The organism is Streptomyces sp. NBC_01216 (assembly GCF_035994945.1).
Lineage (GTDB): Bacteria > Actinomycetota > Actinomycetes > Streptomycetales > Streptomycetaceae > Streptomyces.
On the sequence record NZ_CP108680.1, the window covers coordinates 1 to 25559 of the forward strand.

The following is a 25559-nucleotide window of genomic DNA, read 5'->3' on the forward strand; positions in this document are numbered from 1 at the left end:
CATCGCTGCGCGATGTGCAAGCGAACCACCGCGCTGCGCGCGGTGGTTGTGCTCCCGCTGCGCGGGAGCACAGGTGGGATCTCAGCACGGATAGTGGGTTGGACCGCTGCGCGGAAGTCGTGGGTCGCTGCGCGGCCCACTCACTTCTGGTGCTGCGCACCAGAAGTGATGCTCCGTCCGCTGCGCTCCCGGAGCTGGAGACGGAACCAGCGGGGGCTCGTGTGATAGCCGATGCATCGTTGATGCAGCATGTAAAATTCGGGATGTGGGTGCATCGGGGGGCCCGGTCCACGTGATCGTCAGGAGCTTGGTGTAGGGGGCAGGGAAGTGTCTGTGGTTCAGCTCAGGGAGCACCAGGTAGATCAGCGGTCGGCATTTCGGAAATGGGTGGGATTCCCTGCAAGGTCACCTGTGCCTCCGCAGGGTGCCCGGGGCACAATCGTGTCAGCCACCGGGTCGGGAAAAACGATCACGTCCGCTGCGTGCGCGCTGGAGTCGTTCGCGGACGGCCGGATCCTCGTCACGGTCCCGACCCTGGACCTGCTCGTACAGACCGCCCAGGCGTGGCGCCTGGTGGGCCACCGCTCCCCCATGGTCGCGGTGTGCTCGCTGGAGAACGACCCCGTGCTGAACGAGCTGGGTGTGCGCACCACCACCAACCCGATTCAGCTCTCCCTGTGGGCCGGGAAGGGGCCGGTCGTCGTGTTCGCCACGTACGCCTCCCTGGTGGACCGCGAGGACGTCGACGCCCCAAGCCGACGCAAGGTTCGCGGGCCTCTGGAGGCAGCTTTGGCAGGCGGGAAGCGCCTTTACGGACAGCGGATGGACGGCTTCGACCTCGCCATCGTGGATGAGGCTCACGGAACGGCCGGTGACCTGGGCAAGCCGTGGGCGGCGATCCACGACAACGCCCGTATTCCGGCCGACTTCCGGCTCTACCTGACCGCCACCCCGCGTATCTTCGCGGCGGCTCGACCGCAGAAGGAGGCGGGAGGCCATGAGCTGGAGCTCGCGTCGATGGGGCAGGACTCCGAGACCTACGGGCCCTGGCTGGCCGAGCTCGGGCTCTCGGCGGCAATCGAACGCGGCATCCTCGCCGGCTTCGAGATCGACGTCCTGGAGATCCACGACCCTGCGCCCGTGCTCGGGGAGCCGGAGGAGGCACAGCGGGGCCGGCGTCTCGCTCTTCTGCAGACGGCGCTCCTGGAACACGCGGCGGCATACAACCTGCGTACGGTCATGACCTTCCACCAGCGTGTGGAGGAGGCAGCCGCGTTCGCGGAGAAGCTGCCGGAGACCGCAGCCGAGCTGTCCACGGCTGAACCGTCCCTGAAAGCTCTGGCGGATGCGGAGCGGCTGCCGAGGTCGTCGATCGACGCCGAGCCGTACGAGCTGGAAGCCGGCCGCCATGTCCCTACGGACCGGGTCTGGTCCTCGTGGTTGTGCGGCGACCACCTCGTCACCGAGCGGCGCGAGGTCCTGCGCCAGTTCGCGGATGGCGTCGATGCCACCGGGCACCGCGTGCACCGGGCGTTCCTCGCGAGCTGCCGCGTCCTTGGGGAAGGCGTCGACATCACCGGCGAACGGGGAGTCGAGGCCGTCTGCTTCGCCGACACCCGCGGCTCACAAATCGAGATCGTCCAGAACATCGGCCGCGCGCTCAGACCCAACGCCGACAACACCACCAAGATCGCCAGGATTATCGTCCCGGTGTTCCTGGAAGGAGGTGAGGACCCCGACGACATGGTCGCCAGTGCGAGCTTCAAACCGCTCGTGGCCGTGCTTCAGGGCCTGCGCTCACACGACGAGAGGCTGGTCGAACAGCTCGCTTCCCGCGCGCTGACCAGTCGGCCGCATGAGAAGGTCCACCACCTCGTTCGTGACTCCGAAGGCCGGATCGTCGGCGTCGACGGCGAAGAAGGCCGAAGGGCACAGGAAGGCGGCGCACAGAGCGCGGAACAGTCGACGCTTCTGCGCTTCTCCACTCCTCGCGATCCGGCCACGATCGCGGCCTTCCTCCGCACCCGGGTATACCGGCCGGAATCGCTGGTGTGGCTGGAGGGCTACCAGGCCCTCATCCGCTGGCGAGCAGAGAACGAGATCACCGGCCTCTACGCCGTCCCGTACGACGCCGTGACAGCAGTCGGCGTCACCAAGGACTTCCCCCTCGGGCGCTGGGTCCACCAGCAGCGCAAAGCCCTGCGGGCCAAAGAGCTCGAGGAGCGGCGCAAAGAGCTCTTGGACGCACCGGAAGCCGGCATGGTCTGGGAGCCCGGCGAGGAAGCCTGGGAGAACAAGCTCGCCGCGCTGCGCTCCTACCACCGCGCCACCGGACACCTCGCACCCCGTCAGGATGCCGTCTGGGGCGAAGGTGGCGGCGAACAACTGGCCATCGGCCAACTCCTCGCCAACCTGCGACGGAAGAACGGCCTCGGTAAGGACCCCGACCGCGCCGAAGCCCGAGCCGCACAACTCGCCGCGATCGACCCCGACTGGAACTGTCCTTGGCCGCTGGACTGGCAACGCCACCACCGTGTGCTCACCGACCTCGCCGTCGACGAAGCTCACGGGCACCTGCCCGACATCCACCTCGGTGTCACCTTCGACGGTGACGACCTCGGGCGATGGCTGGCCCGCATGCGGCAGGCCAGAACCTGGAGACTCCTTTCCCGCCAGCAGCAGGAACGCCTGACCACGCTGGGCATCAAACCCATCCCGGCCCCGTCTCCCGTCCGGGCAGTCACCCACACGACAGGCGGCCCGAGCAAAGCCCAGCAAGCCTTTCATCGAGGCATGACAGCCCTCACCCAATGGGTGGAGCGGGAAGGTGCGGACCGGCCGGTACCCCGCAGCCACAGCGAACAGATCACGGTCGGCGACAAGGCGGAACCGGTGACCGTCAAGCTGGGCGTATGGGTCTCCAACACCAAAAGCCGACGAGACAAGCTCACTCAGGAACAGTTGAACACTCTGCGGGAACTCGGCATGCAGTGGGCGTAGGCCGCTACAGCGTCGGCCGGTGGCTCCCTCAAGGAGGCGCCCATTCCGACTATGTACGCGATCCGTACGGTAGATGTACTTGATGCGTACGGTTCAGGGTATAGGCTGCCGGATAGGAGGTCCCATGTCCGAGTTGTTCGACGCGGTCGACGCGTTGGTCGCGTCCCGCTCACCGCTGCCGCCGGCCGAGGAGCGTAAGCGGCTGCGCGTCGCGCACGGTCTGACACTGGACGAGGTCGCCGCCGCGCTCAAGATCCGCCGCGCCACGGTGTCCGGCTGGGAATCAAGCAAGACGAGGACAGAGCCGAGAGGGCCGGAGCGTGAAGCGTACGCGCGGCTGCTCGACCGGCTCGCGGAGCTCTACCCCGCGCCTTCCTCGGCAGACGAGGTCACCACCCCCACAGGACCGGCCACACGCTCAGACGCTCCTCCCGCGGTGAATGCGTTGCCGGCTCCTTCCGTGGACTCGGGCTCGGAGGCCGAGTCCACAGTCGGGGAGCCGCATCCCACTGCCGTAGTCGTCACTGCCCCAGAGGTCCCTCGGCGTCCGCTACGCGCCCCCGCAGCGTCGTCGGGACCGCGGCGCCCGAGTGGGCGGCGGGAGAACACGACCGGCTCCCCCGCACGGTTCGAGCACGGCCCGCTGGCCGTCGTCGACGTCGAGGACGGCCAGGCGCTGGCGTACTGCACCGGCGGCCTGGTCCTGGACGTGCCCGCCAAAAGCATCCCGGCCCTGGTCGACTGGACGCTGCGTGAGGCGAAGCTCGGGCAGCCGAAACTGTCCGGGCCGGGGAAGGACGCCGACCCGCTGCTCGTACTCACGAAGGCAGCGTTGGAGCGTTACGGACTCCCGGTGGTGCTCACGGACGAGGAGCGGCTCGCGGGACGCCTGCCGGAGAATCACAAGATCGTCAGGCAACTCGCTCGTGCTGAATGGAAGCTGACGAAACGTGGCTTCGGACCGTGGGCGCGAATCTACCGCCCGGCTCAGGGCTCCGAGCGGGCCTGTGTGCAGTTGTGCATTCCGTCGTGGAACGCGCTCGACACCCGGCACTGGTCCGACGCCGGAGAGCTTCAGCCGGCCGACCTGGCCCGCCTCCTCGGTGTGTACGCGTCCCGGGTGATGACGCCTCGCGGTTCGACCGCCGTGACAGGCCTGGAGCTGATGACGTCGCTGCACCCTCCGACCCGTGCCTCCGGTGCCGACGCTGATGGCAAGCGGCATTCCGAGCACAACCCCGGCTCTCTGGGCAAAGACCCGGTGGACTGCGCACCGTGCGAAGCACCGGACGGCCATCCGCTCCTCAGGGACCTCCCCCGGTTCCATGTCCGAGGCCCAGGCGAGAAGCTCTTCGAGGAGGCGTACGACTGGGCGCGTCCGCTCACCGATGCCGAATGCCTGCGCCGCAACCTGGTGGGCATCGATGTGAACATGGCCTTCGCCGCTGGTGCCAACGGCCTCGTCGTCGGCACCAGCGCACCGACACGGGTCGGCAAGCCGGTGTTCGACCCGAAACTTCCGGGCAGTTGGTTGGTCGACCTCTCCCACGTGGACCTGTCTCGTGTGAAGTCGGGCAAGGAGTGGGTGGAACTGGACGGAGACCTCCTGCCCAGCCCGTTCACGCCGAAGGGCGAGACCCCGACCGGCCCGGCCTGGTACGCGACGCCTACCGTGGCCTACGCGGTCGAACTGGGCTATGAGGTCGTGCCCATCGAGGCATGGGTGCGGTACGAGAACGGGCGTTACCTGGACGGCTGGTACTCCCGGCTGCGCGACGCCTACCTGGCGACGATGGCGGACCTGGGTGTCGGAGCGGACCTGCCGCCCGCGGACTTCCTGACGGCTATGGCGGGATACAGGCAGCGTGATCCTCAGTTGGCCATCGTGGTTTCCGCGATCAAGGCGACAGTGAAGGGCGGCCTCGGCAAACTGCGGGAACGCCCCCGGGGCGAGGGCTGGCGACCCGGCGAGCCTTGGAGGGCACTCGCCCGTCCGACCTGGCGGCCGGACATCCGTGCGGCGGTCATTTCCCGGACACGGATCAACATGCACCGAAAGATCGTCAAGCATGCGGCTTTCACGGGACAGTACCCCGTCGCGATCCTCTCCGACTGCGCCGTGTACGCGGTCGACGGGGAATCCCCCTTGGACTTCCTCCCTTACCGGGCGGGCAAGCCGTTGCCTGGAGGCTTCAAGCTCGGTGTGAACCCCGGTCTGGTCAAACACGAAGGAACCCAGGACGTGCTGTGGGGCGAGGGCGTCCGGGAACAGTTCCATGCGCCCGAGCTCAACCTGGCCCGGTACATCAAGGACGGCACCGTCACCGATGTGGACAACGGGGAGTAGTACGCGATGAGCATGTTCGGGGATGGCCTTGACGAGGCGGTACAGAAAGCCTTCACCCGCCCGGTGCCGAAGTCGGCCGGCGCCCAGATGCGGTACCTGGTCAAGCAGCTCAAGGGCACCAGGGCTGTCGCGCAGATGCTGCGCGTCTCCCAGCGCACCGTCGAGCGATACGTGAAGAACCAGATCAAGAAGCCTCGTGCCGATCTCGCGACTCGTCTGGAGCGAGAGGTGAAGTCCCGCTGGCAGCCGCAGATCCAAGCGAAGGCGAGGGAGAGGGCATCGACCACCGGCGGCATCGTGATCGACACCCGCGCTCGCCTGGGCTACACGGCTCCGATCGGATCGACCGACCAGGATCGGATTCGCCACCTCACGGTCGCCTTGGCACCTCAGTACGCCGCGCGGCTCTTCGAGGCGCAGCAGCAGGGTGCCCACGACGACAGGCTGCGGGAGATCACTGCCGAGGCGCTCAAGGAGGTGTACTTCCAGGACGGCGGCCGTCGCGCCGGAGACCTGCAGGAGGTGCGCTTCACCGATGTGGAGCACCTGGAGTTCGACCTTTAGGAACAGATTCCAGGCGACAGACGAGGCCATGTCCGCGCCTGTGTTCTCGGCCGCCCCTGTGAATGTTCCGGGCGCTGAGCAGAGACGAGAACCATAGGGCGTCTTGTCCGGCACAGGGCAGCGGTCGGCTGGTCAGTCGGGGAGGTACCTCGCGGGCAGTCGGGCCGCTGGGGCCGCAGCTCGGAGAAGAACGGAAGCGTGGCTGGTCCGAGTGGGGGGCTGAACTGGCACGTGATACCGGAAGTCGTGTACAGGCATCGCCGGGGTCGGCTTTCGTGGGCTGAGGTTCGGTCAGGTTGGTCGGGGCGTCAGTAGTTGGGTAGGGGTCAGGATTCGTGCCTGCCAGGGGTACTGACGGTAGGTCGGTTCATGGCAGTGCCACTGACTTCGGGGGTGCGCGGAGGCTGCGGCTGCGGCTCTTATAGAAGAGGCGAGGGGAAACTCAGGGCTCTGACCTGCGACTTTAGAAAACGATCATGCTCTGGCGGACACATTTGGGGGGTCGAAATGTTAACCTGGCGGGCACATTTGGAGTGAAAGTTAGGCTCAGTCTAACTTTTTTCGAGCCCTCGACGCCGAGGGAAAACTCCAGGTCAGAAGCGAGGCGCATCGAGCGCCAACAACCCTTCGACGCCTCGGAGTCGAACGTAATGTGCTATTAATCAGCAGCAAAAGTTAGCTTCACGCTAACTTTCCAGGCTTGCGTGCGCATAAAATTCGGCTGAAGTGAACTTTTGCCGCAGATGTTCGCACAGCTGCACCCCCACATGCACCGACACGTCAAAAGTTAGGCTGAGCCTTACTTTTGACGTGTCGACACGCACGGAAAAGTAAGGCTCAGCCTAACTTTTGGGGTAGTCTCGGACCGCCTGAGCAACAAGGAGGGTCCAGTGACATCTGAAAAGCCGTCGCGCCAGCCGCGTCGGCCACGAGCAGTGCCTTCACCCGCAGAATCGCCGGAGAGCGGCTCTGTCTTCGACGACATTCTGAGCCTGCTGGGAGAACAACTGGGTGCGACCGCCCAGGCTCCAGCAGCCCCACAAGAAGGGAAGCGGAGGCTCAAGGGCGTCACCTTCGAGTACGAGAACGACCCGCGCTCGGTTCATAGTTTCGCCGGAGGATCCGGGTACAGCCTCGCCAGCAACTGGTTCACGCAACTGCTGCCCCAGCTCTTCATCGCCAATGGCATCACGAAGAGCCAGCTCTGCGTGTTCCTGTACGTGGCGGGCGGACAGAAGCCGGGCACCGGGATCGCGGAGTACACCCAGCAGGAGATCACGGACGGCCTCAACGCGCTCGCGGTCAAGAAGCCCGGCGCCAAGATGATCACCAGGCCCACGGTCAACCGCTCCGTCCGGGCCCTCTGCGAGTACAAGTGGCTGGAGCCGGCGGGGAACGGGCGGATCCGGCTCAATGTCACGCTGTGGTTCCAGGGCAACAGTACGGCCCAGCACGAAGTGCTCGCGCAGATCGCCGCGGACCACGAAGACGATCCCACCGCCTTCCCACACCGGATCGGCCCGACCATGGTCCACCATCAGGAAGAGCTGGACCTTAACCTGGAGACCGACATGCCCGAAGAGCCCGTCCGAAGGAAGCGCACCGGGTGATGCCCGCCACCAGAACAGGCCGAGTCGATACGGGAGGAGGGCACCGATGGCCGTAGCAGTCATGTCGCCCCTTGTTGCCGAGCGGATCTGGGCTCTGCCCATTGGGGCGGCCCCAGTGAAGTTCCTTCAGTACCTGGTCTTCCGAAGCGAGAACGGTGGCGCGCTCCCGAGCCAGCGTGAGATGGCTGTGGAGTACAAGGTCAAGCCTCCGACCGTCAGCGCACTGATGGAGCCTTTGTTCGAGCTGAACCTCGTCCTGCGTTCCCGTGCCGAAGGCAGAGGAGGCAACCGCTATCGCCTCCACCCACTTGCCGCCAAGTACGAGAACGTGACGGACATGGAAGCCGCCTTCGCCCACGCTCTCCAGGAGATGAAGAGCGGCAGGCTGCCGACGATCAACCTCCCGGAGTACCGGACGGCGCCACCCTCCGAAGGCCGCCCCGATCTGCGGATCGCGTGAACGGAGAAACCAGAAGCCCCGCCATCACCGATGGCGGGGCTTCCGTGCCTGAACAACAAGTTGTGGCCTCACTATACCGGGGTGCGTCGGAGCCCGTCGACGGAGCGGGGCTCGCCATCCGGGTGGGGACACCTATCACGGCGTGATAGGTCCGGCTGGCCCCCGACCTATCACGCCGTGATAGGTCGGGGGCTTCCTCACTCCTCGGTGGGCGGCCGGTGGACCTATCACGCCGTGATAGGTCCACCGGCGAAAGTATGAAGCTAGGTAACGTGTCTTGAGAGAAAATAGCTGCTGACGTTAGTAGAGTGACGGACTATGACGTCAACTGACACCAGGGGCGACCGGGAGAAGGTCGTCTCCAAGCTGCCCTCCTGGCTGCGCCAGGAACTCAAGGTCCGCGCCGTCCAGCACGGCATCGACATGCAGGATGCCGTCGAAGCCGGGGTCGCGGCATGGCGCGGCCTCGGATCCAACCTCTCCCCCATCGACACCTCTGGTGCCGAGTCGTTCGCGACCTTCCTGCCCACCGAGCTCTGGCATGGCTTCCGCGCCGACTGCAAGAGCCGCGGTGTCTCGCTCATCCAGGGGCTCGCGCAATCCGTGTCCGTCTGGCTCGACAGTCACCCCGCACCGGCCGTACGTCGACCCGAGATCGTCCGCCGTGTCGTCATCTGCAATCAAAAGGGCGGTGTCGGCAAGACCGCGATCACCGCCGGTACTGGTGAGGCGCTGGCCGAGGACCCTGCCGTGCTCGTACCGGTCCGGGTCTCCAAGCATTTCGCCGCCCTCCTCGACGAGAACTCGGACGCGGCCAGTGACCCTCTGGCCCTGGAAGACCTGCCCGGTCTCGGCCAGCGAGTCCTGCTTGTCGACTTCGACCCCCAAGGACACCTCACCAAACAGCTGGGACACGATCCCCTTCCCATGGACGGGGACTCACTGACCAACCACATGGCCGGTGACGCCAAGGGCGACCTGAGGGAACTCATCGTCACGATCGACGAAGAGCGCTTCGGGGGCCGCCTCCACCTCCTGCCCGCGTGCACCGACGCCTTCCTCCTCGACGTGCGCCTCGCCTCCGTACGCGCTCGTGAGGCAGCCCTCGAGCGCGCCCTCGCCGCAGTAGAGCCCGACTACGACGTCATCCTCATCGACTGTCCTCCCAGCCTTGGTCTCAGCATGGACGCCGCTACCTACTACGGACGCCGGCGTCCCCAGGAAATCCCCGGTAACTCCGGCGTTCTCATCGTCGTCCAGGCCGAGGACAGCAGTGCCGATGCCTACGGGCTACTCACCTCCCAGATCGAGGACATGCGCAGCGACCTCGCCCTCGACGTCGACTACCTCGGCCTGGTCGTCAACCACTACGACGCCCGGCGGGGTTACATCGCCACCTCATCCCTCCAGTCCTGGATGGACATAAAGGATCCTCGCGTCGTCGGCGTCATCGGCGACCTCAAGGAGCAGAAGGAAGCCGTCCGCGCCAAGCGACCGCTCCTTGCCTACGCACCCCGCTGCGAACAGTCCGTGGCACTTCGCGCCCTGGCCCGGGAGATCAGCAAGTGAGCAAGGCCAAGGACCTCGGAGCCGGCGCATCCTTCGCTCAGGCGCGCCCCATCAGCGCCCGCCGTGCCGCCATCGGCAGCGCGACGGGCGCGCCCACCGCCGGAGTTCCCGATCCCACCGAACTTCCGCTTCACCTGATCAGCCAGAACCCCGACAACCCTCGCGAGGAACTTCGCGAGCTGGACGGGCTGACCGAGAGCATCCGTGAGATCGGGCTCGTCAACGCGATCACCATCGCGACCGTCGACGCCTATCTCGCCGAGCGGCCGAACCGCGCGGGTGATGTCGACGAGGGTGCCCGCTACCTCGTCATCGACGGCCATCGCCGACTTGAGGCGGCACGCCGGGCCGGCGTCCCGACGATCCGTGTCAGCGTCGACAACGCACTCGTCTCCACCGACGAGTCCCTTCTCGAAGCGGCCTTCGTGGCCAACGTCCACCGGGACGACATGAACCCGCTCGAGCAAGCCCACGCGCTGCGAAAGCTCGTCGAGTTCTACGGGTCCCAGAGCAAAGCCGCCAAGAGACTCGGCATCGGCCAGTCGACGATCTCCTCAAAGCTGTCCGTACTCGAACTGGCCCCTGAGCTCCAGGCCGACCTCGTCGCCGGGCGCCGCACGATCGAGCACGTACGCAACCTCGCGCGGCTCTCACCCGACGAGCAGCGCAGGAAGGCGGACGCGCGTGCGGCGACAGCGGTGAAGGGGAGCGAATCACCCGTTGACCTATCACGGCGTGATAGCTCGGGCTCGGGTGGGGCTGACCTATCACGGCGTGATAGCTCGGGCTCGGGTGGGGCTGACCTATCACGGCGTGATAGCTCGGGCTCGGGTGGGGCTGACCTATCACGGCGTGATAGCTCGGGCTCGGGTGGGGCTGACCTATCACGGCGTGATAGCTCGGGCTCGGGTGGGGCTGACCTATCACGGCGTGATAGCTCGGGCTCGGGTGAGGTTGACCTATCACGGCGTGATAGCTCGGGCTCGGGTGAGGTTGACCTATCACGGCGTGATAGCTCGGGCTCGGGTGGGGCTGACCTATCACGGCGTGATAGCTCGGGCTCGGGTGGGGCTGACCTATCACGGCGTGATAGCTCGGGCTCGGGTGGGGCTGACCTATCACGGCGTGATAGCTCGGGCTCGGGTGAGGTTGACCTATCACGGCGTGATAGCTCGGGCTCGGGTGAGCCGACCTCGCCCGCTGGTGAGGAACTGCCCGAACAGCGGTCGGAGTTTTCGTCGACCAGGGTCGATCCGGCACGGCTTTCTCCGGGGGAGTCCGGCATCTTCGCTCTGAGCAAGGTGACGAAGATGCCCTGGCACGACGGAAACCGGGTCGCCGAGCTCGTACTGGAGAAGATGGACGAGCAGCAGCGCAGGATCCTCGTCGACCGGATCTGCGCTGAGGACACCAGCACGCCCCGTCGTTGAGGCACAGCAGCCGGGCCGTTGATGGGGAACCGCCCCGTCGCCCGGCTGTCTCTGTTCAAGGAGACTCAGGGCCTCGCAGCACCACCGCCGTTTGCGGTCCTCTCATGCCCCAGGCCGGGCGGAGCCTCTGATCTGCCGTCGGAGTTTCGCGTCCTGCCGAAAGAGAGGACCGCGATCGTACTCGTCCTGGTGCCCGCCCGCGGGGGATGGGGATCAGGCACCAGGACGATGCCGGCAGCCTATGCTCCGGGGTGCCGCCGCCGGTGTCTTCTCCCTGCCCTGTGCACATATGGGGGCGAACTGAGCATGCTCGAAGTGGTGCCCTCGACTGGTGTTTTCCTACCGTCGGTTCGGTCGGCAACGTTGCCCTCCGCGGAGTCGGAGGGGCGGGAGGAGCACACATGGATCACGGGCCCGGTATGCAGGGAATGACAGGGATGGGAGGTGGGGCGTCGACGGTGGACACGATCGGCGCCGTTCTCTTTATCGCGTGGGCCGCCGCGATGTGGCTGGCCGTCATCGTGCTCGCCTTCGCCAATCGAGGCCCCGTGCGGCCATGGCTGTACCGGACAGCCGTCGGCATCATCGGCCTGGGCGTGGTGGGGCAGATCGGCCACTTCCAGGAGCACGTGACGCAGGCCGGCTACTGGATCGCCAACCCCTACTCGCCCGCCTGGATGACTCCCTGGGCGAACAGCTTCGCGCGGGGCATGGGGCAGGTGGACGGGACCAAGCCGTCGCTCGGCATGGAGATCCTGCACCTGACCGGCAACTTCATCTTCCTCGCCGGACTGGTCGGGATCGTGCAGATCACGCGTCGGGCCACCGGGCATCTGAAGTCTCGCAAGTGGGCGAAGATGGGCGTCTGGATGCAGGGCATCCACGGGCTCGAGCACGTCGTCCTGACGGTCTCGGTGGCGCTCGGTGCGAGCCGTGCCATCGGTCTGTCGACCTGGTTCGGTGCGATCGAGCCGGGACCGGCGCTGGTGACATACCGGGTCTGGTGGCACTTCGTAGCCAACCTCATCGGCACCGGCATCCTGGCCGTTTCCCTGTACCACCTCTGGAAGGAGAAGCGGGCGGTCAAGGCCAGCTACGCAGAGGGGCTGGAAGGCGTGGAGGCGCTTCCCCCGCTCGGCACTTCCGAGGCGAAGGCCGCGCGCGAGCCCGTATCGGCGGGCCGCCAGTAGACAGGCTCTCATGCCCGTGCCCCCGACGGCGCGGAGTCGGTCAGAGCATGGTGGTCCATGGGGCGGGGCTGCGCGAGTCGACGCAGTGCCAGGAGCAGGCTGTCGACAAGCACGCCTCCCACGACCAGGCTTTCGGCCCATGCCTCCGTTCCGCTCGGTGTGTGGAGGACGACATCCGCGTCGACAGCAGCCGTCCTGTCGGCTGCGTCCGCGTAGTCGTCGAGCCGATCCGCGAAGGCGCTCTGACCGAGGTCGTGGAGGGCGGCGAGCACCTCCACGGCGGTGGCGAACGCCTGGCTGTCGAGTGGCGTGGCCCAGCCCCGGCGCCGCGCCAGGGCGTACACGTCCGCCGCGATCCCGGAGTCCGCGACGGTACGTGAGGAGCTCGCAGCGGGGACTCCTGTGGCGAGTGCCAGAAGTTCCGGCCCACTACAGGAGTTGTCGAGAGCCGCGACGACGTCTCTGATCCGGGAGATGGGCAGGCCGCCCATATCGACCAGGGCACGGACGAGGCGGAGACGATGCAGATGCGCGTCGCCGTAGCGTGCCTGGTTGGCGCCGGTCAGGCGGCCGGCGGGCAGCAGCCCGTCCCGGATGTAGTACTTGATCGTGGGGATGGACACACCGCTGGCGTGACTGAGTTCCGCGAGACGCATGGATCCTCCTAGGTGGCGAGACGGGCCTATGGCGTGCCGTCCTCGGCCGGTCCGCCGGCTGTGCGTCCCTGGGAGGCATGGGTCTCTGACTCGAGGCGGCACCGCCAGCACAGTCCGTGTTGGGCGGGTCGGCCGCAGGTGCCGTCGCGGCCTTGGCAGCTGCCGTTGGGAATGTCGGTGGCCTGTGGATGCCGGGGGTCGGGGGAGAAGTCGCAGTCCGGGCAGCACACCGGGCCTGGGGTGACGGATCGGGTGTGGTCGCTCGCGGTTGCCCGTGTGGCGAGGGCGGGCTCGTCGGCAGGAGGTCTGTCGTCGGGGCAGGCGCGGCGAGCCGACGCGCGGAGGGCGACGATTTCGGCGCAGGCCGTACAGCGGGCTCCGGTCGACCAGAGGGTTCCGGATTCGCAGTCCGGGTTGGCGCATCCCCAGCGTGGGAGTGCGACTGCCAGCAGCCAACGGCCTGGGTCGCGGATGTCCGAGACGAGGGTCTGGGCAAGGCGTTGGTCGAGCCGGGCCTGGAGACGTCGGGCGTCGGACCCTTCGCCGAGTTGCCGGGAAAGCTCCCGGCCGATCCGCCGCAGCACGTACGTGTTCACTCTGCCGAGCAGGAACCTCACCGGTTCGAGGATGGTGTGGAGCCGGGGGCTGAACGTCAACTGAGGTCCGGGGTAGGGCGCTTTCGGGCTCGGGAACGTGGTCCGGTTCGGTTTCGGGCTGGGTTTCGCACTGGGATCTGGGTCAAAGCGTGTGGAGAGGGAGGGGCGGGGGGTGTCATCCGCGCGCAGCGCGAAATCGCGCGTGGCTGCTTGGTCGCCGGAGTCGGCGACGCAGCTGTGAGCCCCCTTGACTACCGGCACTTCGCCTACGGCGGGTGAGAAAGACGCGCCTTCGTTCCCGGGTCGGTCAATCCTTAGGTCTTCCTTATACGCGAGCGATGTCTCACTGATGTGGGAACCCGATGTCTCATCAACTTGGGAGGTGCGGGGGGCGAAATCCACCGGGACGACCGGCGAGACGGTGACCGGCGAGACGGTGACGACCGGGACGACCGGGACGACCGGGACGACCGGGACGACCGGGACGACCGGGACGACCGGCGCGACCGGCGCGACGGTCACCGGGAGGACCGGCGCGACAGGTTCTGCGGTCAACCACTTGTCAGAGATGCCGAAGATGTGGCGTCCGTTGGCGCCGGATCGTCGGTTTACGGTGATCCAGCCGCCCTCGGCGAGGACTTCGACGATGCGGCTCGCGCTCTCCGCAGACAGAGGCAGGCCGGCCCGAAGTCCCGTGTGATGGCGTAGGTATTGGGCGAGGCCGGCTTCGGTCAGCGGGATCTTCTGGATGACGGCGTACACGATCACCGCGTACGCGCGCAGCTCCCGGGGCTTCAGTCTTTCGGCGGCGGCCAGGGGCAGCCATACGTAGCGCTCCGCGCGACGCATCGCGCGGACGCGGCGGCGTGCGGTGGTGCCGGTACCGCAGGGGAGGGTACGGCGATTGTTTTCGGCGATTTCCACGATGCCATCGGCTGCCGGTTTGCGGAGCTGGGCGAGCCCCCGGTTGATGGTCGCGACCGAGAGACTGAGGTAGAGGGCGAGCGTGGCAACCGCCGCCGTGCAGCCCTCGATTCGTGCGCCGAGGGCCTTGACCTTCATGTAGACGGTCAGGGACACGTCCATGTAGTCCGGCGCCTCGACGATCCGCATGGGTACACGGACCCGACCACGAGGAGGGGAGGGGGGTGCGGGAGCACCGCATCCGTCCGCGATTTGGCTGGAAGTGGTCGGTGAAATCTCGGGACGAAGAGGACTATCAGTCGCGCAAGTGGGTGCAAGGGGCTGGCAAACCGCGGAGCTTTGGTTCATGATGGGCTGGTCTCCTCTGGACTCGTTCGTCGTTGGACTTGTCTCTCGTTGAGCATGTTTTGCTGAAAATGTTCTCTATGGGCTCGTTCCTTTCTGAGCTCTTCCGTTTTCGGGTCGGTTCCTTCTGGACTCTTCCGTTTTCGGGCTGATCCCTTCTGGGTTCTTCCGTTTTCGGTTTTGTTCCTTCTGGGTTCTTCCGTTTTCGGGCTGTCCCTTTCTTTTCTTTTTCTTCTCTTTTTGAAGAAGGGGTCTGGAGATGTCTTTTCTGCTGGACTTGCTTTTTTGACTCGTTCGTTCGTTCGTTCGCTTCTCCCTTCTTCCTTCTGGGTTGAGGGGGGCTCCATTGGTGGTGAAGCCGTCGTTAGCGGCTTCGTGGTTTGGTTCTGGTGAACCTTGCATCGCGCGTTCCGGGGTCGCTCCCGGAACGGGCCTTCGCCCGCCGAGTTCGCTGCTCGACGGGCGATGTGAACGACCCGAACCCGTGTGATGGCTTACCGGGTTCGTGGACGGCGGCGCTCTCCTCCGAAGAGCGCGTCGTCCTCTTCATCTTTTACATCACACACTCCCCGGCTTGGTCGTCTTTTCGCCGATCCGGTGTTTTTGGACGGAACGGGCTGGGCAGGTCGGATATGGGCGCGCGCTCAGAAGCGCGATATGTCCGTCATCTCCGTGGTCGCACTGAATGCGAAATTTCCCTGCTGGAGCGCGTTGACGCGTATGCGCCGTCGACCGCCGGAGGGCATCTCCTCGTCCACGGCCTCGGCTTCGATCCAGCACGGCTCCCCGAACTCGACGTACCGGTGGAAGGAGATGTCCATCGACGTCGGCATCAAGGTGCCCGACCACGATGGTTGAGAGGCGTGTCCCGCCTGGCGCACTCCTTCCAGGAGGAGCATGCCGGGCACATGGTCGACCGGGTGGTCGAAGAGCACCGGATGGCTGGTGTCCACACGAAGACGCCAACGGCGGCGGTCCTCAGTCGGGGCGAGGACGATGTCCTGCTTGCGCATCCGGCCGACGCTGCTGCGCGAGACCGGCTCCGGGGGCTGAGGGGCTTGGGCGAATGCCTCGGCGGCGCTGCCGATGCCCTTGCGGAGGCGCTGGTACACGGCAGGGGAGTGGCAGCTATAGCGCATGCTGACGATGGCGGCCAGAGTGCCTTCACGCACGACCTCGAGGTGCATGGTCATCATCGCCGGAAGCGAGCGGTGGTAGCGGATGTCCGAGAGGACCGCGTGCAGTTCGACCTCGGCGGGACTGCTGTCGATGTGGAGTGCCTCGGGATTGACGGAGTACTGCAGGCGCGACCACCCGATCTGGTGTCCGAAGGGCAGTTGGTATCCGACGTGGGTGAGGAGCAGACCGCTCTGCCTGGCGGTCTCGCACAGCAGCAGGGGGTCGTACATCCCGTGCTCGGAACTGTAGAAACTGTGGCTGCGAGGCCACTGGGCCGTGACCGTGAAGGCGTCGTGCCCTACTTGGTCCCACCCTGTCAGGAACACCTCCGACAGGGCTGCCCGATGCACGTACTCCCTGGCGACCGTGGTGGTCAGCTCAGGACTTGCCACGACAGGACGTTCCGATGTGGTGGGCATGCCTCTCCCCTGTGGCGTGCGTATGTGTGGCCCCCCCCGGAACTACCGGTCGCAGGGGCTGGGTTGTAAAATAAGGGTGTTCGGTTTTTTTGTCGAGAGAGACTGGGGCCCCGATGGGTGAGCCGAAGCAAGAGCGGGCGGTGAAGACGCGGGAGACGATCTTGTACGCGGCCGCTGCGGTCTTCGATGAATACGGCTACAGCGGAGCCAGCATCAGCAGGATCATGAAACGTGCCGGCGTCTCCCAGGGGGCCTTGTACTTCCATTTCAAGTCGAAGGACGAGCTGGCCCGGGCGGTGATGAACGCCCAACCGCAGACCGTCGTACCGCAACTGCACTCACATGGTCTGCAGCGCGTCGTCGATACGACGTTCCTCTGGGCCTGGCAGATCCAGCGCGACGTCCTGCTGCGCGCGGGCGTCCGGCTCACCAACGAGCAGGACGGCAGCATCGGCCGGGACGCCACGCCGTACAGCGAGTGGGCGCGCATCGTGGCGCACACCCTGGCCGAGGCCCAACACGACGGCGACGTACGAATGAACGTGGACCCCACGGAGCTGGCCGAGTTCCTCGTCGGCGCGTGCACCGGCATCCAGATGTACGCCAACGCCGTCTCGGGCCGCGAGGATCTGGCCGACCGGGTCGTGGCGATGTGGCGGATCCTCCTGCCGGGCATCTGCACCGGGCAGCTCGCCGAACAGATCAACCTGGATGTGCACCGCTTCGCCTGACGCGTCGTCGCTCACGGCCGGTGTCCCTCACGTACCGCTCTCTCGCTCAGTCCACCGTCATCCTCGACCGACTCAGGAGACCTCTGTGCCCCAGGGACTGCCGCAGCTGCGGCTCGCCGCGCTGAACATCGACGGCGTGCTGCTGAACGACACGTTCAGTCCGGTCATCCACCACTTCGTCGTCAGCCGCGGCGGTGCATACTCCGCCGCGGTGGAGCGGCGCGTCTTCTCCCAGCCGCAGCAGGTGGCGAGTGAGCACCTCGCGCGTGCGGTACCGGTGTCCATGACCGGTGCGCAGGCCCTGGACGCCTACTTCGCCGACCGTGACGCCTATCTCCGCGAGCACCCGGTACGGGTGCTCGACGGGGCCATCGAGCTCGTGCGCCGGCTGCGCGGACTGGGGCTGCAGACGGTCTGTTACGGGGGCCTGGACCGACGGCACTTCGACCGGTTCCTGGGGGAGTGGGCCGACCTGTTCGACGGGCCCGGGTACGTCTGCACCAACGACGTCCGCCCGGGACTGCGGGAGATCACCACGGAGGTCTTCGGCCTCTCCCACGACCAGGTCGTGTTCATCGACGACGTGGCGCGCGTGGCCGAGGCCGCCAAAGAGCTCGGGATGGCGTTCATCGGGCACCCCAGCAGCTTCGAGCACAGCTTCCAGCGAGCGCTGATGCACGAGGCGGGAGTGCGCCACCTCGTGGACTCGCTGTCGTCCATCGACGAGACGCTGCTGCGCACCGTCGACGCCGAGGCCGCCGCCGGAACGGTCTGGGCCGGCACGGACGGGCACCTCGCGAGGGCCTGACGCTCCCGGGATCTCCGGAACGGCAGCGACCATAATGATCTTCTTTCGTATACCTCTGGGGGTAGAAGGTTGAACGACGACATACGTACGAGACGGGGCGGGCTGCTGAACGGCAGGGTCGCCATGGTCACCGGGGCTTCCAGCGGGATCGGCGCCGCGGCGGCGCGGCTGTTCGCCGAAGAGGGCGCGGCCGTCGTCCTCATGGCCCGGCGCGCCGAGCGGCTGGACGAGCTCGCCCGGGAGATCACCGGGAAAGGGGGACGCGTTCTCGCGGCGCCGGGCGACGTCGCCCGGCCCGAGGACGTGCGCCGGGTCGTGGACGCGGCGGTGGAGGCGTTCGGCAAGCTCGACACCGCCTTCAACAACGCCGGCTGGGGCACGGCGGGCACCGACCTGCACGAGACGGAGGACGCCGTCTTCGACCAGGTGATGGACGTGAACGTGCGAGGCACGTGGAACTGCCTGCGCCATCAGATCCCGGCCATGCTCGCCGAGGGGGCGGGAGCCGTGGTCAACACGGCCAGCACGGCAGGTGTGGTGGCGACGGGCGCCGGAGCCCCGTACGTGACCGCCAAGCACGCGGTGATCGGGATGACGAAGGCCGCCGCCGCCGAGTACGGCGAGCGGGGCATCCGGATCAACTCCCTGGTGGTCGGCACCACCCGGACCGAGCTGATCGAAGGGGCGATCGAGGCGCACCCCCACCTGGAGGATGCCTTCGTCGCCCGTCAGATCCAGAAGCGCATGGCGGACCCCGAGGAGGTCGCCCAGGCTGCGCTGTGGCTGCTCAGTGACCGCGCGTCCTTCGTCACAGGCTCCGCGATGGCGGTGGACGGCGGACTGACCGCGGTGTGACGTCGAACCCCGACGCGTCCTGACGGGGCGTCGGGCGGACCTGTCCGGTCCGCCCGACGCCCCGTCCCCGTCAGTCCGTCGACGCCGGTGGCGGGCAGCCCGTCTGGCGGGGGAGCGCGGCCGCCTCGGCCGACACGCCGACGAGCGCGAGGTGCCAGACCCGCTTGAGCTGGGCGACGGCGCTCTCGAACACCGGGTCCGAGCCCATCCGGCTGCGCAGGTACGCCTCGGCGCCGCTGGTCAGGTGTTCCACCAGGGTCGTCACATCCGCGGGTAGGGCGTCGGTACGGAGCTGACCGCTCTCGTACGCCCTGTCCAGTAGCTTGCGGACGATCGGCAACCAGGCGTCCGACCAGGCGTCCGTGTCGGGCCGCTCCCGGCTCAGGCGGATGGCGGAGCGCACCAGCGGCTCCTGTTCCATCAGGCGTGTCACTTCGAGGGTCAGGTCGATCACCAGGCGCAGTGCCGGGACCGGTTCCTCGATCAGGCTCTCCAGTGCGGACACGGTCAGTTCCCGGCCCGCCTCCTGTACCGCGTCCGCGAGTTGCCGTTTGGACGGGAAGTGGAACGTCACGGCTCCGATCGACAGGCCGGCCGCCGTGCTGATGCGCGACAGCGACGTCCCGTCGTACCCGCAACGGTCGAACTCCTCGGCCGCCGCTCTGAGGAGGGCCTGACGCGTACGTACTGCCCTCTCCTGTTTCACCACACCGTCTCCCGAAGAGGGCTCTCAGCTGTCGGAGGCACCAGGACGGCCCTCATGCCGGGCCGTGGGCGTGCTGCTGGGGTGTCCCGTATTGAACTGGCCTTCACTTTCGAGTCCAAGGCTGTCGCTCCGTTCCTTCCGAGGGCAAGGCGGAGTTGCCCAAGCCGTACCGGATCGCTCCAGGTCGCAGGGGTGATGGCGCTGTCCCGGTGGTGGTCGTGGCCGGACTGGACTTGGCGAAGTGCATGCGGCAACTCTCCTGAGTCGCAAAAAAAAGAGGGCGTTCGCTATTATTTTAGCGGGTCGGCAGCCGCAGGCCGAGAGACGGGGAGGAACCAGCCATGGTGGCGTACGCTCTGACAACGAATCGCACCTCGGTGCCGGTGTTCGCCGAGAGAATCTTCGAGTACCTTCCGCGGGTCGACCAGCGGCGCTGGGCGCAGGCATACGTACAGGGTCTGCTCACGACTCCCGGCAAGAAGACGGTCCGGCGGCTGGCCGCCGCCACCTCGGCCTCACCCGCCGCGTCCCAGTCACTGCACCAGTTCGTCAACGCCAGCCCCTGGGACTGGATGCCCGTCCGCGCCGAACTCACCCGTTGGGTGGAGCAGCAGATGGCGCCGCGTTCCCTCGTCATCAGCCAGGCCGTGCTCCGCAAGCGGGGGGAGCACTCCTGCGGGGTGCACCGTCGCTTCCTGCCCGGCACCGGCCGCTCGGCGACCTGTCAGGTCGGTGTCGGCGCCTTCGTCGCCTCGGACGAGACGGCCGTGCCGGTCGACTGGCGTCTGCTGCTTCCCGGTTCCTGGACCCGGGACCCCGAGCGCAGGCAACGCACCCGCATCCCCGCCGAGATCGGGCCCCGCTCCGTGGAGCAGCACGCCCTGGACCTGGTCGACTCGCTCTCCGACGCCAGCCGTACCGCGGCCCTTCCCGTGGTGGCCGACCTGGACGCGGCCGGCGGCACCAACGTCGGAGCCCTGCTCCGGGGCCTGACAATGCGCGGACGGGACTTCGTCGTCGCCGTCCCCGGCTCTCTCCAGATCATGGTCGGCCGGCATCTGCGGATGCAGCAGCCCCCGGTGGGCGACGGCCACGGCCTGGTGCTCGAGGCGCGCGGCCTCTTCGAGTTCGCAGCCGGCACCCTGACCCGGGTGGAGAGCGTGGCCCCCCGGGACGGCCGGGGCCGGCACACCACCGTCATGTCCAGCTTCGTACGCCTGCCGGAACCGGGCATCGGCGGCGAGCGGATCCAGCGCACCTACCGGCTCCTCGCGGTCCGCCCCGACAACGGGCGCCGGCCGGTCCAGTTGTGGCTCACCAGCCTCACGCACAGCCGGATGGAGACGGTGCTCGCGCTGACGCAGACACTGGCCCGCGCGGGAGACAGCGTGCGGGAGATGTCGGAGGACTTCGGGCTGCTCGACTTCGAGGGCCGTTCGTTCCCGGGCTGGCACCACCACATGACCCTGGTCTCCGCGGCCTACGCCTACAGCCGCTCCGACCGCGGCACTCCCGGCGGTGGGGGAGAGCACCCGCTGGCGACCGCCGCCTGACCGGCCCGCGGCCGCCGACGGCGGGTCACGGCCGAATGACCCGACGCGTCTTAGCCAAGTCGGGTTCCTTCACGCAACTCGCCACACCCTAGAGTGGGCGCATGCTGAGACACACCTACGAGGGGCAGGACTGCAACCTCGCCCGGACGCTGGAAGTCATCGGCGAGCGCTGGACCCTGCTGATCATCCGCTCGGCGCTGCTCGGCATCACCCGCTTCGACGGATTCCTCTCCCATCTCGACATCGCGCGCAACGTGCTCACCAGCCGCCTTACACGGCTGGTCGAGCACGGTGTCCTGGAACGTGTGCCGTACCAGGACAAGCCCGTCCGGCACGAGTACCGGCTCACCCCCGTGGGCCGCGACCTGACCCGGGCCGTGATAGCGCTGACGCAGTGGGGCGACCGCAACCTGCCCCAGGAGCTCGGACCGCCGCGACGCGCCGACCACATCGGCTGTGAGGGGACGGTCCACGTGGAGATGCGCTGCTCGCAGTGCGGGCGGGCCGTACACGACGAGGAAGTGGACATGCGCCGCATCCGCTGATCCGCCGGCATCCGGTGCGCACGGACGAAGATGCCGCGTTCCGGGCGGCTCGCCCACGATGACCTCCTCCGCCGCCGAGCCGAGCGGCCCGTACGAGGAGGAGTCCGTGCCCGCACTGGGAACGCTGCGCAGACTGGCCATGGCCCCGTCCCTGGACGACGTGAGCTTCGCCGGACGGGGCTTCGCCGTCGAACCGACGGAGCGCACGAGGCGACTGGAGGCGGTCCCCCAGGCCGTCGTCACCGGTTTCGAGTGGGGCATCGAGGACAAGGACCTGGCCACCACCGAGCGCCGGCTCGCCCTGGTGGACCCGCTGAACCGCGGATTCGCCTATGAGGGCGCCACGATGGCCTGCGCGATCCGCGACACCATGGGACCGAACCGCCATCGCGCCCGTGCTCTGCTGCGCGGCGGCGGCAGGCCGCACATCTTCCTCAACTACATCGGCATCGGCTTCGCCATGGCCAAGCTGCCTCGGGTGCTCTGGAAGAAGCTCGTGCCGGACCTGAGCGAGCCGGAGTTCTATCCGGCGATGAGCTGGCTGTGCGTCGACGGCTACGGCTTCGACCGCGCCTACTTCGACACCGACACCTGGGTCGGCGGCCAGTGTCTGGACGCCCCGTACGACTGGGACGGCGACCCCTCCTACTGGCAGCGCGCCTTCGACCAGGGCGTCGGCCGCGCGCTGTGGTTCATCCACGGCGGGCACGTCGCCCATGTGACCGCGGCCGTCGGGGCGTTCGCCGGCGACCGGCGGGCGGACCTGTGGAGCGGCGTCGGTCTCGCCGCCACCTTCGCGGGCGGGACCACGGCCGCCGACCTGGCGGCGCTCAGGGAAGCAGCGGGGGAGTACCTCGGCGACCTCGGCCAGGGCGCTGTCTTCGCCGCCAAGGCACGTCACCACGCCGGCTACGTGCCCGAGCACAGCGCCGCCGCCGTCCACGCGTTCACGGGGCTGACGGTGGACGCAGTCGACCGCCTCGCGGACGACTGCGCGGCCGACACTCCCGACTCCCGGATCGGACCCGCATACGAGGTCTGGCGGAGCAACGTACGCGGCCGACTGCGTGCCGACGCCGTCGTTTGAGCACATCTGAAGTAGACGCTCTGCCCGGGCCGCTGGCTAGATTCGATTCGCTGGGGGTATTTCCGGGATAAGAGAGGGGCGGTTTAGAGTCGTGGCCAGTGTATTTGGTGCGCTCCGGCGCCGATTGCTTACACCTCCTGTTTCCGAGACGACCATGGAGGTTCGAGGCTTTCATGTGAAGAACTCGGCGGCAAAAGAGCGGCTCGAGCACATCGGCGAAGTCTTTCTACAGGGGTACGGATACGCCGTGGAGGCATCCTCCGCCGCCGAGGCAGAGGAAAGGCTGGAGGACGTCCCACGGGGGATGCGCGGCTTCGCCTACGAGGGCGCCGGCATGGGTGCCGCGGTCTACGACTCGCTGCCCGGACACAGCGGCCGCCTGCGGGGGCTGCTGGAGGGCGAGGGACGTCACCACGACTACATGATCTACGTCGGCATCGGCTGGGCGATGGCCCGGCTGCCGAAGCCGCTGTGGCCCGACATCCGCACCACCGACCCACTGCTGCGCTGGCTCACTCTGGACGGATACGGCTTCCACCAGGCGTACTTCAAGACCGCCGCGTATGTGCGCGACCCAGGGGTCCAGCACCCCTTCCGCTGGAACGGCGGCCACAACCACTACACGGCGAACGCCATCGACCAGGGCATCGGTCGTGCGCTGTGGTTCGTCGGCGGCACCGATCCGGACGTCGTCACGGGGCTGATCCGCTCCTACCCCGAGCACCGTCACGGCGACCTGTACGCCGGTGCCGGGCTCGCCTGCGCCTACGCGGGCGGCGTGTCGGAGGAGGAGCTCGCCCGCTTCGTCGAAGGCGCGGGCAAGCACCGCTGGGCGCTCGCCCAGGGCTCCGCCTTCGCGATCGAGGCCCGTGCCAAAGCGGGCACCGTCATCGACCACACCCATCTCGCCGCCCGGGTCGTGTGCGGCACGACGGCCGAACGGGCCTCGCAGGCATGCCGGGACCACCGGCCGTCGACGGCCGGTCAGGGCGCCTCCCCGGCCTACGAGGCATGGCGGCGAGACGTCGCCACGGAAATCGCTTCTCTCTCGCTTATTTCGAAAGGTGCCGACCAGTGACGGTCACTAAGAACTGGCTCCGCAGGAATTCACCGGGAATTGTCGCACTCGCTTTGATGGTGGGTACTTTCTACGCCGTTCGGCTGCCCGAGTCCTCGGCCGCCGAGATCGACAAGCTGGCCAAGGATTTCGATTTCGAGCCGATGTCGATAGCCATGCCGGCCGGATTCGACAAGCAGGAAGTCCGCAAGGTCAACAAGGCGTACGAGCACATCGAGGCGTGGATCTCCTCGGTTGGTGCCGGTATCGCCGTCAACGATCTCGACGGCGACGGGCTGCCCAACGACCTGTGCGTCAACGACCCCCGGATCGACCAGGCGGTGATCACCCCGGCGCCGACCCGCCAGGACAAGTACGCGCCGTTCGCCCTCGACCCGGCGCCGCTCGGCACCAGCACCACCATGGCCCCGATGGGCTGCATGCCGGGCGACTACAACGAAGACGGCTCCATGGACGTCCTCGTCTACTACTGGGGCCGTACCCCGGTCATCTTCGTGAACAAGGGAGAGAAGGGGCAGCCGCTCACCGCCGACTCCTTCACCCCCACCGAGCTGCTCCCCGGCAAGGCCGGCAAGACCTACACCGGCCCGCTGTGGAACTCCAACGCGGCGGCCGTCGCAGACTTCGACGGCGACGGACACGACGACATCTACATCGGCAACTACTTCCCGGACAGCCCGGTCCTGGACCCGTCCAAGGACGGCGACGTCACGATGAACGCCTCGCTGTCCCACGCCCAGAACGGCGGGGGCGGCCACTTCTTCCGGTGGACCAAGGACGGCTACGAGAAGACCGACGACGCCATCCCTCAGGGCCTCAACAAGGGCTGGTCTCTCGGCGCCTCCGCCGCCGACCTGGACGGCGACCGGCTGCCCGAGGTGTTCCTCGCCCACGACTTCGGCACCTCCGCCCTGCTCTACAACACCTCCCGTCCCGGCAAGATCCAGTTCTCCCAGGTCAAGGCCGTCCACAGCGGCACCGTCCCCAAGTCCAAGGAGCTGGGCCGCAGCTCGTTCAAGGGCATGGGCGTCGACTTCGGCGACCTCGACCACGACGGCATGTACGACATGTTCGTCAGCAACATCACCACCTCCTTCGGCATCCAGGAGTCGAACTTCGCCTTCCTCAGCGACGTCGACAGCCGTTCCGAGCTGCAGGGCCGCTTCAAGCAGGGCGAGGCGCCCTACCGGGACAAGTCCACTGACCTGCGGCTGGCCTGGTCCGGCTGGGGCTGGGACGTGAAGATGGGCGACTTCGACAACAACGGCGAGCTGGAGATCACCCAGGCCCTCGGATTCGTCAAGGGCAAGAACAATCGGTGGCCGCAGCTCCAGGAGCTGGCGACATCCAACGACGCCCTGGTCCCCAACCCGCTGTGGTGGCCCAACGTGAAGCACGGTGACGACGTCGCCGGCAACCAGCGCATGCGCTTCTTCGCCAAGGACCCCGCCACCGGCCGCTACCACAACCTCTCCGTGGCGCTCGGCCTCGGCGAGCCCATCCCGACCCGCGGCCTGGCCACCGGCGACGTCGACGCCGACGGCCGCCTCGACCTGGCCGTCGCACGCCAGTGGGGCGAGCCGATCTTCTACCACAACGTCGCCAGGAAGCCCGGTGCCTACCTGGGCCTCAAGCTCACTCACCCGGACGGCTCCCCGGTCGTCGGCGCGGAGGTCTGCGTCGAACTGCCCGACGGCAGCAAGCGCATCACCCGCCTCGACGGCGGCGGCGGCCACTCCGGCAAGCGCAGCACCGATGTCCACATCGGCCTGGGCAAGGACGTCCGCGACGCCGTGCCCGCCATGGTCACCTGGCGCGACCGCGACGGTGACGTCCACGAGCAGAAGCTGAAGCTCACGCCCGGCTGGCACAGCCTGGAGCTGGGCACCGAGGTCAAGGAGAAGTGA

General features: G+C 67.4%; 20 protein-coding genes. 16 read left to right on the forward strand and 4 right to left on the reverse strand.

Going from position 1 to position 25559, the window contains the following annotated elements:
- Positions 1 to 333: 333 nt before the first annotated feature.
- The 8 genes from OG393_RS34965 to OG393_RS35000 all read left to right on the forward strand — a co-directional run bounded on the left by OG393_RS34965 (position 334) and on the right by OG393_RS35000 (position 12170).
- A complete protein-coding gene (locus OG393_RS34965; RefSeq protein WP_327379092.1) occupies positions 334 to 3000 on the forward strand; it encodes a DEAD/DEAH box helicase in 2667 nt (888 codons plus the stop codon).
- 124 nt (positions 3001 to 3124) lie between these two features.
- Entirely contained in the window at positions 3125 to 5347 is a 2223-nt protein-coding gene (gene tap / locus OG393_RS34970) for a telomere-associated protein Tap (protein WP_327379093.1), read from the forward strand.
- A 6-nt stretch (positions 5348 to 5353) separates the two neighbouring features.
- Positions 5354 to 5911 carry a telomere-protecting terminal protein Tpg gene (gene tpg / locus OG393_RS34975; protein ID WP_327379094.1) on the forward strand — a complete coding sequence of 186 codons (558 nt, stop codon included), beginning with the start codon at positions 5354 to 5356 and terminating at the stop codon, positions 5909 to 5911.
- Between the two features lie 935 nt (positions 5912 to 6846).
- Positions 6847 to 7521, forward strand: coding sequence for a hypothetical protein (locus OG393_RS34980; protein ID WP_327379095.1), 675 nt, complete (start codon positions 6847 to 6849; stop codon positions 7519 to 7521).
- Between the two features lie 46 nt (positions 7522 to 7567).
- Positions 7568 to 7981 (forward strand): hypothetical protein, encoded by a 414-nt coding sequence (locus tag OG393_RS34985; protein ID WP_327379096.1) that lies wholly within the window; start codon positions 7568 to 7570, stop codon positions 7979 to 7981.
- 318 nt (positions 7982 to 8299) lie between these two features.
- A complete protein-coding gene (locus OG393_RS34990; protein ID WP_327379097.1) occupies positions 8300 to 9550 on the forward strand; it encodes a ParA family protein in 1251 nt (416 codons plus the stop codon).
- Positions 9547 to 10980 (forward strand): ParB/RepB/Spo0J family partition protein, encoded by a 1434-nt coding sequence (locus OG393_RS35575; RefSeq protein ID WP_442817455.1) that lies wholly within the window; start codon positions 9547 to 9549, stop codon positions 10978 to 10980. The genes OG393_RS34990 and OG393_RS35575 overlap by 4 nt, the downstream gene beginning before the upstream one ends.
- A 419-nt stretch (positions 10981 to 11399) precedes the next feature.
- Positions 11400 to 12170: a DUF6008 family protein gene (locus tag OG393_RS35000; protein ID WP_442817459.1), complete on the forward strand. Its 771-nt coding sequence runs from the start codon at positions 11400 to 11402 to the stop codon at positions 12168 to 12170.
- An 8-nt stretch (positions 12171 to 12178) separates the two neighbouring features.
- Here OG393_RS35000 and OG393_RS35005 read toward each other — a convergent pair whose 3' ends face one another.
- The 3 genes from OG393_RS35005 to OG393_RS35015 all read right to left on the reverse strand — a co-directional run bounded on the left by OG393_RS35005 (position 12179) and on the right by OG393_RS35015 (position 16262).
- Positions 12179 to 12826, reverse strand: coding sequence for a MerR family transcriptional regulator (locus OG393_RS35005; RefSeq protein WP_327379099.1), 648 nt, complete (start codon positions 12824 to 12826; stop codon positions 12179 to 12181).
- Positions 12827 to 12852: 26 nt separating this feature from the next.
- The gene (locus OG393_RS35010; protein ID WP_327379100.1) at positions 12853 to 14535 is read right to left on the reverse strand and encodes a hypothetical protein; all 1683 of its coding nucleotides are present in this window, start codon (positions 14533 to 14535) and stop codon (positions 12853 to 12855) included.
- 800 nt (positions 14536 to 15335) lie between these two features.
- Complete coding sequence (locus tag OG393_RS35015; protein ID WP_327379101.1) at positions 15336 to 16262, reverse strand: ScbA/BarX family gamma-butyrolactone biosynthesis protein; 927 nt, start codon at positions 16260 to 16262, stop codon at positions 15336 to 15338.
- Between the two features lie 140 nt (positions 16263 to 16402).
- Between OG393_RS35015 and OG393_RS35020 the strand changes: the two genes are divergently transcribed.
- The 3 genes from OG393_RS35020 to OG393_RS35030 all read left to right on the forward strand — a co-directional run bounded on the left by OG393_RS35020 (position 16403) and on the right by OG393_RS35030 (position 18683).
- Entirely contained in the window at positions 16403 to 17020 is a 618-nt protein-coding gene (locus OG393_RS35020; protein WP_327379102.1) for a ScbR family autoregulator-binding transcription factor, read from the forward strand.
- Between the two features lie 85 nt (positions 17021 to 17105).
- Positions 17106 to 17828 (forward strand): HAD family hydrolase, encoded by a 723-nt coding sequence (locus OG393_RS35025; RefSeq protein WP_327379103.1) that lies wholly within the window; start codon positions 17106 to 17108, stop codon positions 17826 to 17828.
- A 69-nt stretch (positions 17829 to 17897) separates the two neighbouring features.
- The gene (locus OG393_RS35030; protein ID WP_327379104.1) at positions 17898 to 18683 is read left to right on the forward strand and encodes an SDR family NAD(P)-dependent oxidoreductase; all 786 of its coding nucleotides are present in this window, start codon (positions 17898 to 17900) and stop codon (positions 18681 to 18683) included.
- A 70-nt stretch (positions 18684 to 18753) separates the two neighbouring features.
- Here OG393_RS35030 and OG393_RS35035 read toward each other — a convergent pair whose 3' ends face one another.
- On the reverse strand, positions 18754 to 19389 hold the full coding sequence (locus OG393_RS35035; protein WP_442817456.1) for a TetR family transcriptional regulator: 636 nt from the start codon (positions 19387 to 19389) through the stop codon (positions 18754 to 18756).
- 341 nt (positions 19390 to 19730) lie between these two features.
- On the opposite strand from OG393_RS35035, the gene OG393_RS35040 reads away from it, so the two are divergent.
- The 5 genes from OG393_RS35040 (at position 19731) to OG393_RS35060 (ending at position 25559) form a co-directional block, all read left to right on the forward strand.
- Positions 19731 to 20942, forward strand: coding sequence for an IS701 family transposase (locus OG393_RS35040; protein WP_327379106.1), 1212 nt, complete (start codon positions 19731 to 19733; stop codon positions 20940 to 20942).
- Between the two features lie 101 nt (positions 20943 to 21043).
- Positions 21044 to 21487 (forward strand): winged helix-turn-helix transcriptional regulator, encoded by a 444-nt coding sequence (locus OG393_RS35045; RefSeq protein WP_327379107.1) that lies wholly within the window; start codon positions 21044 to 21046, stop codon positions 21485 to 21487.
- Between the two features lie 58 nt (positions 21488 to 21545).
- Positions 21546 to 22574 carry a DUF1702 family protein gene (locus OG393_RS35050; RefSeq protein ID WP_442817457.1) on the forward strand — a complete coding sequence of 343 codons (1029 nt, stop codon included), beginning with the start codon at positions 21546 to 21548 and terminating at the stop codon, positions 22572 to 22574.
- Between the two features lie 91 nt (positions 22575 to 22665).
- Entirely contained in the window at positions 22666 to 23652 is a 987-nt protein-coding gene (locus OG393_RS35055) for a DUF1702 family protein (RefSeq protein WP_327379108.1), read from the forward strand.
- 56 nt (positions 23653 to 23708) lie between these two features.
- Positions 23709 to 25559, forward strand: a complete 1851-nt coding sequence (locus OG393_RS35060; RefSeq protein WP_327379109.1) for a CRTAC1 family protein — start codon at positions 23709 to 23711, stop codon at positions 25557 to 25559.

Coding starts and splice junctions, on each gene's coding strand:
- tap (WP_327379093.1), top strand. CDS start 3,125: ATGTCCGAGTTGTTCGACGCGGTCGACGCGTTGGTCGCGTCCCGCTCA.
- tpg (WP_327379094.1), top strand. CDS start 5,354: ATGAGCATGTTCGGGGATGGCCTTGACGAGGCGGTACAGAAAGCCTTC.
- OG393_RS34985 (WP_327379096.1), top strand. CDS start 7,568: ATGGCCGTAGCAGTCATGTCGCCCCTTGTTGCCGAGCGGATCTGGGCT.
- OG393_RS34990 (WP_327379097.1), top strand. CDS start 8,300: ATGACGTCAACTGACACCAGGGGCGACCGGGAGAAGGTCGTCTCCAAG.
- OG393_RS35000 (WP_442817459.1), top strand. CDS start 11,400: ATGCAGGGAATGACAGGGATGGGAGGTGGGGCGTCGACGGTGGACACG.
- OG393_RS35005 (WP_327379099.1), bottom strand. CDS start 12,826: ATGCGTCTCGCGGAACTCAGTCACGCCAGCGGTGTGTCCATCCCCACG.
- OG393_RS35010 (WP_327379100.1), bottom strand. CDS start 14,535: ATGCGGATCGTCGAGGCGCCGGACTACATGGACGTGTCCCTGACCGTC.
- OG393_RS35020 (WP_327379102.1), top strand. CDS start 16,403: ATGGGTGAGCCGAAGCAAGAGCGGGCGGTGAAGACGCGGGAGACGATC.
- OG393_RS35040 (WP_327379106.1), top strand. CDS start 19,731: ATGGTGGCGTACGCTCTGACAACGAATCGCACCTCGGTGCCGGTGTTC.
- OG393_RS35045 (WP_327379107.1), top strand. CDS start 21,044: ATGCTGAGACACACCTACGAGGGGCAGGACTGCAACCTCGCCCGGACG.
- OG393_RS35050 (WP_442817457.1), top strand. CDS start 21,546: ATGACCTCCTCCGCCGCCGAGCCGAGCGGCCCGTACGAGGAGGAGTCC.
- OG393_RS35060 (WP_327379109.1), top strand. CDS start 23,709: ATGGTGGGTACTTTCTACGCCGTTCGGCTGCCCGAGTCCTCGGCCGCC.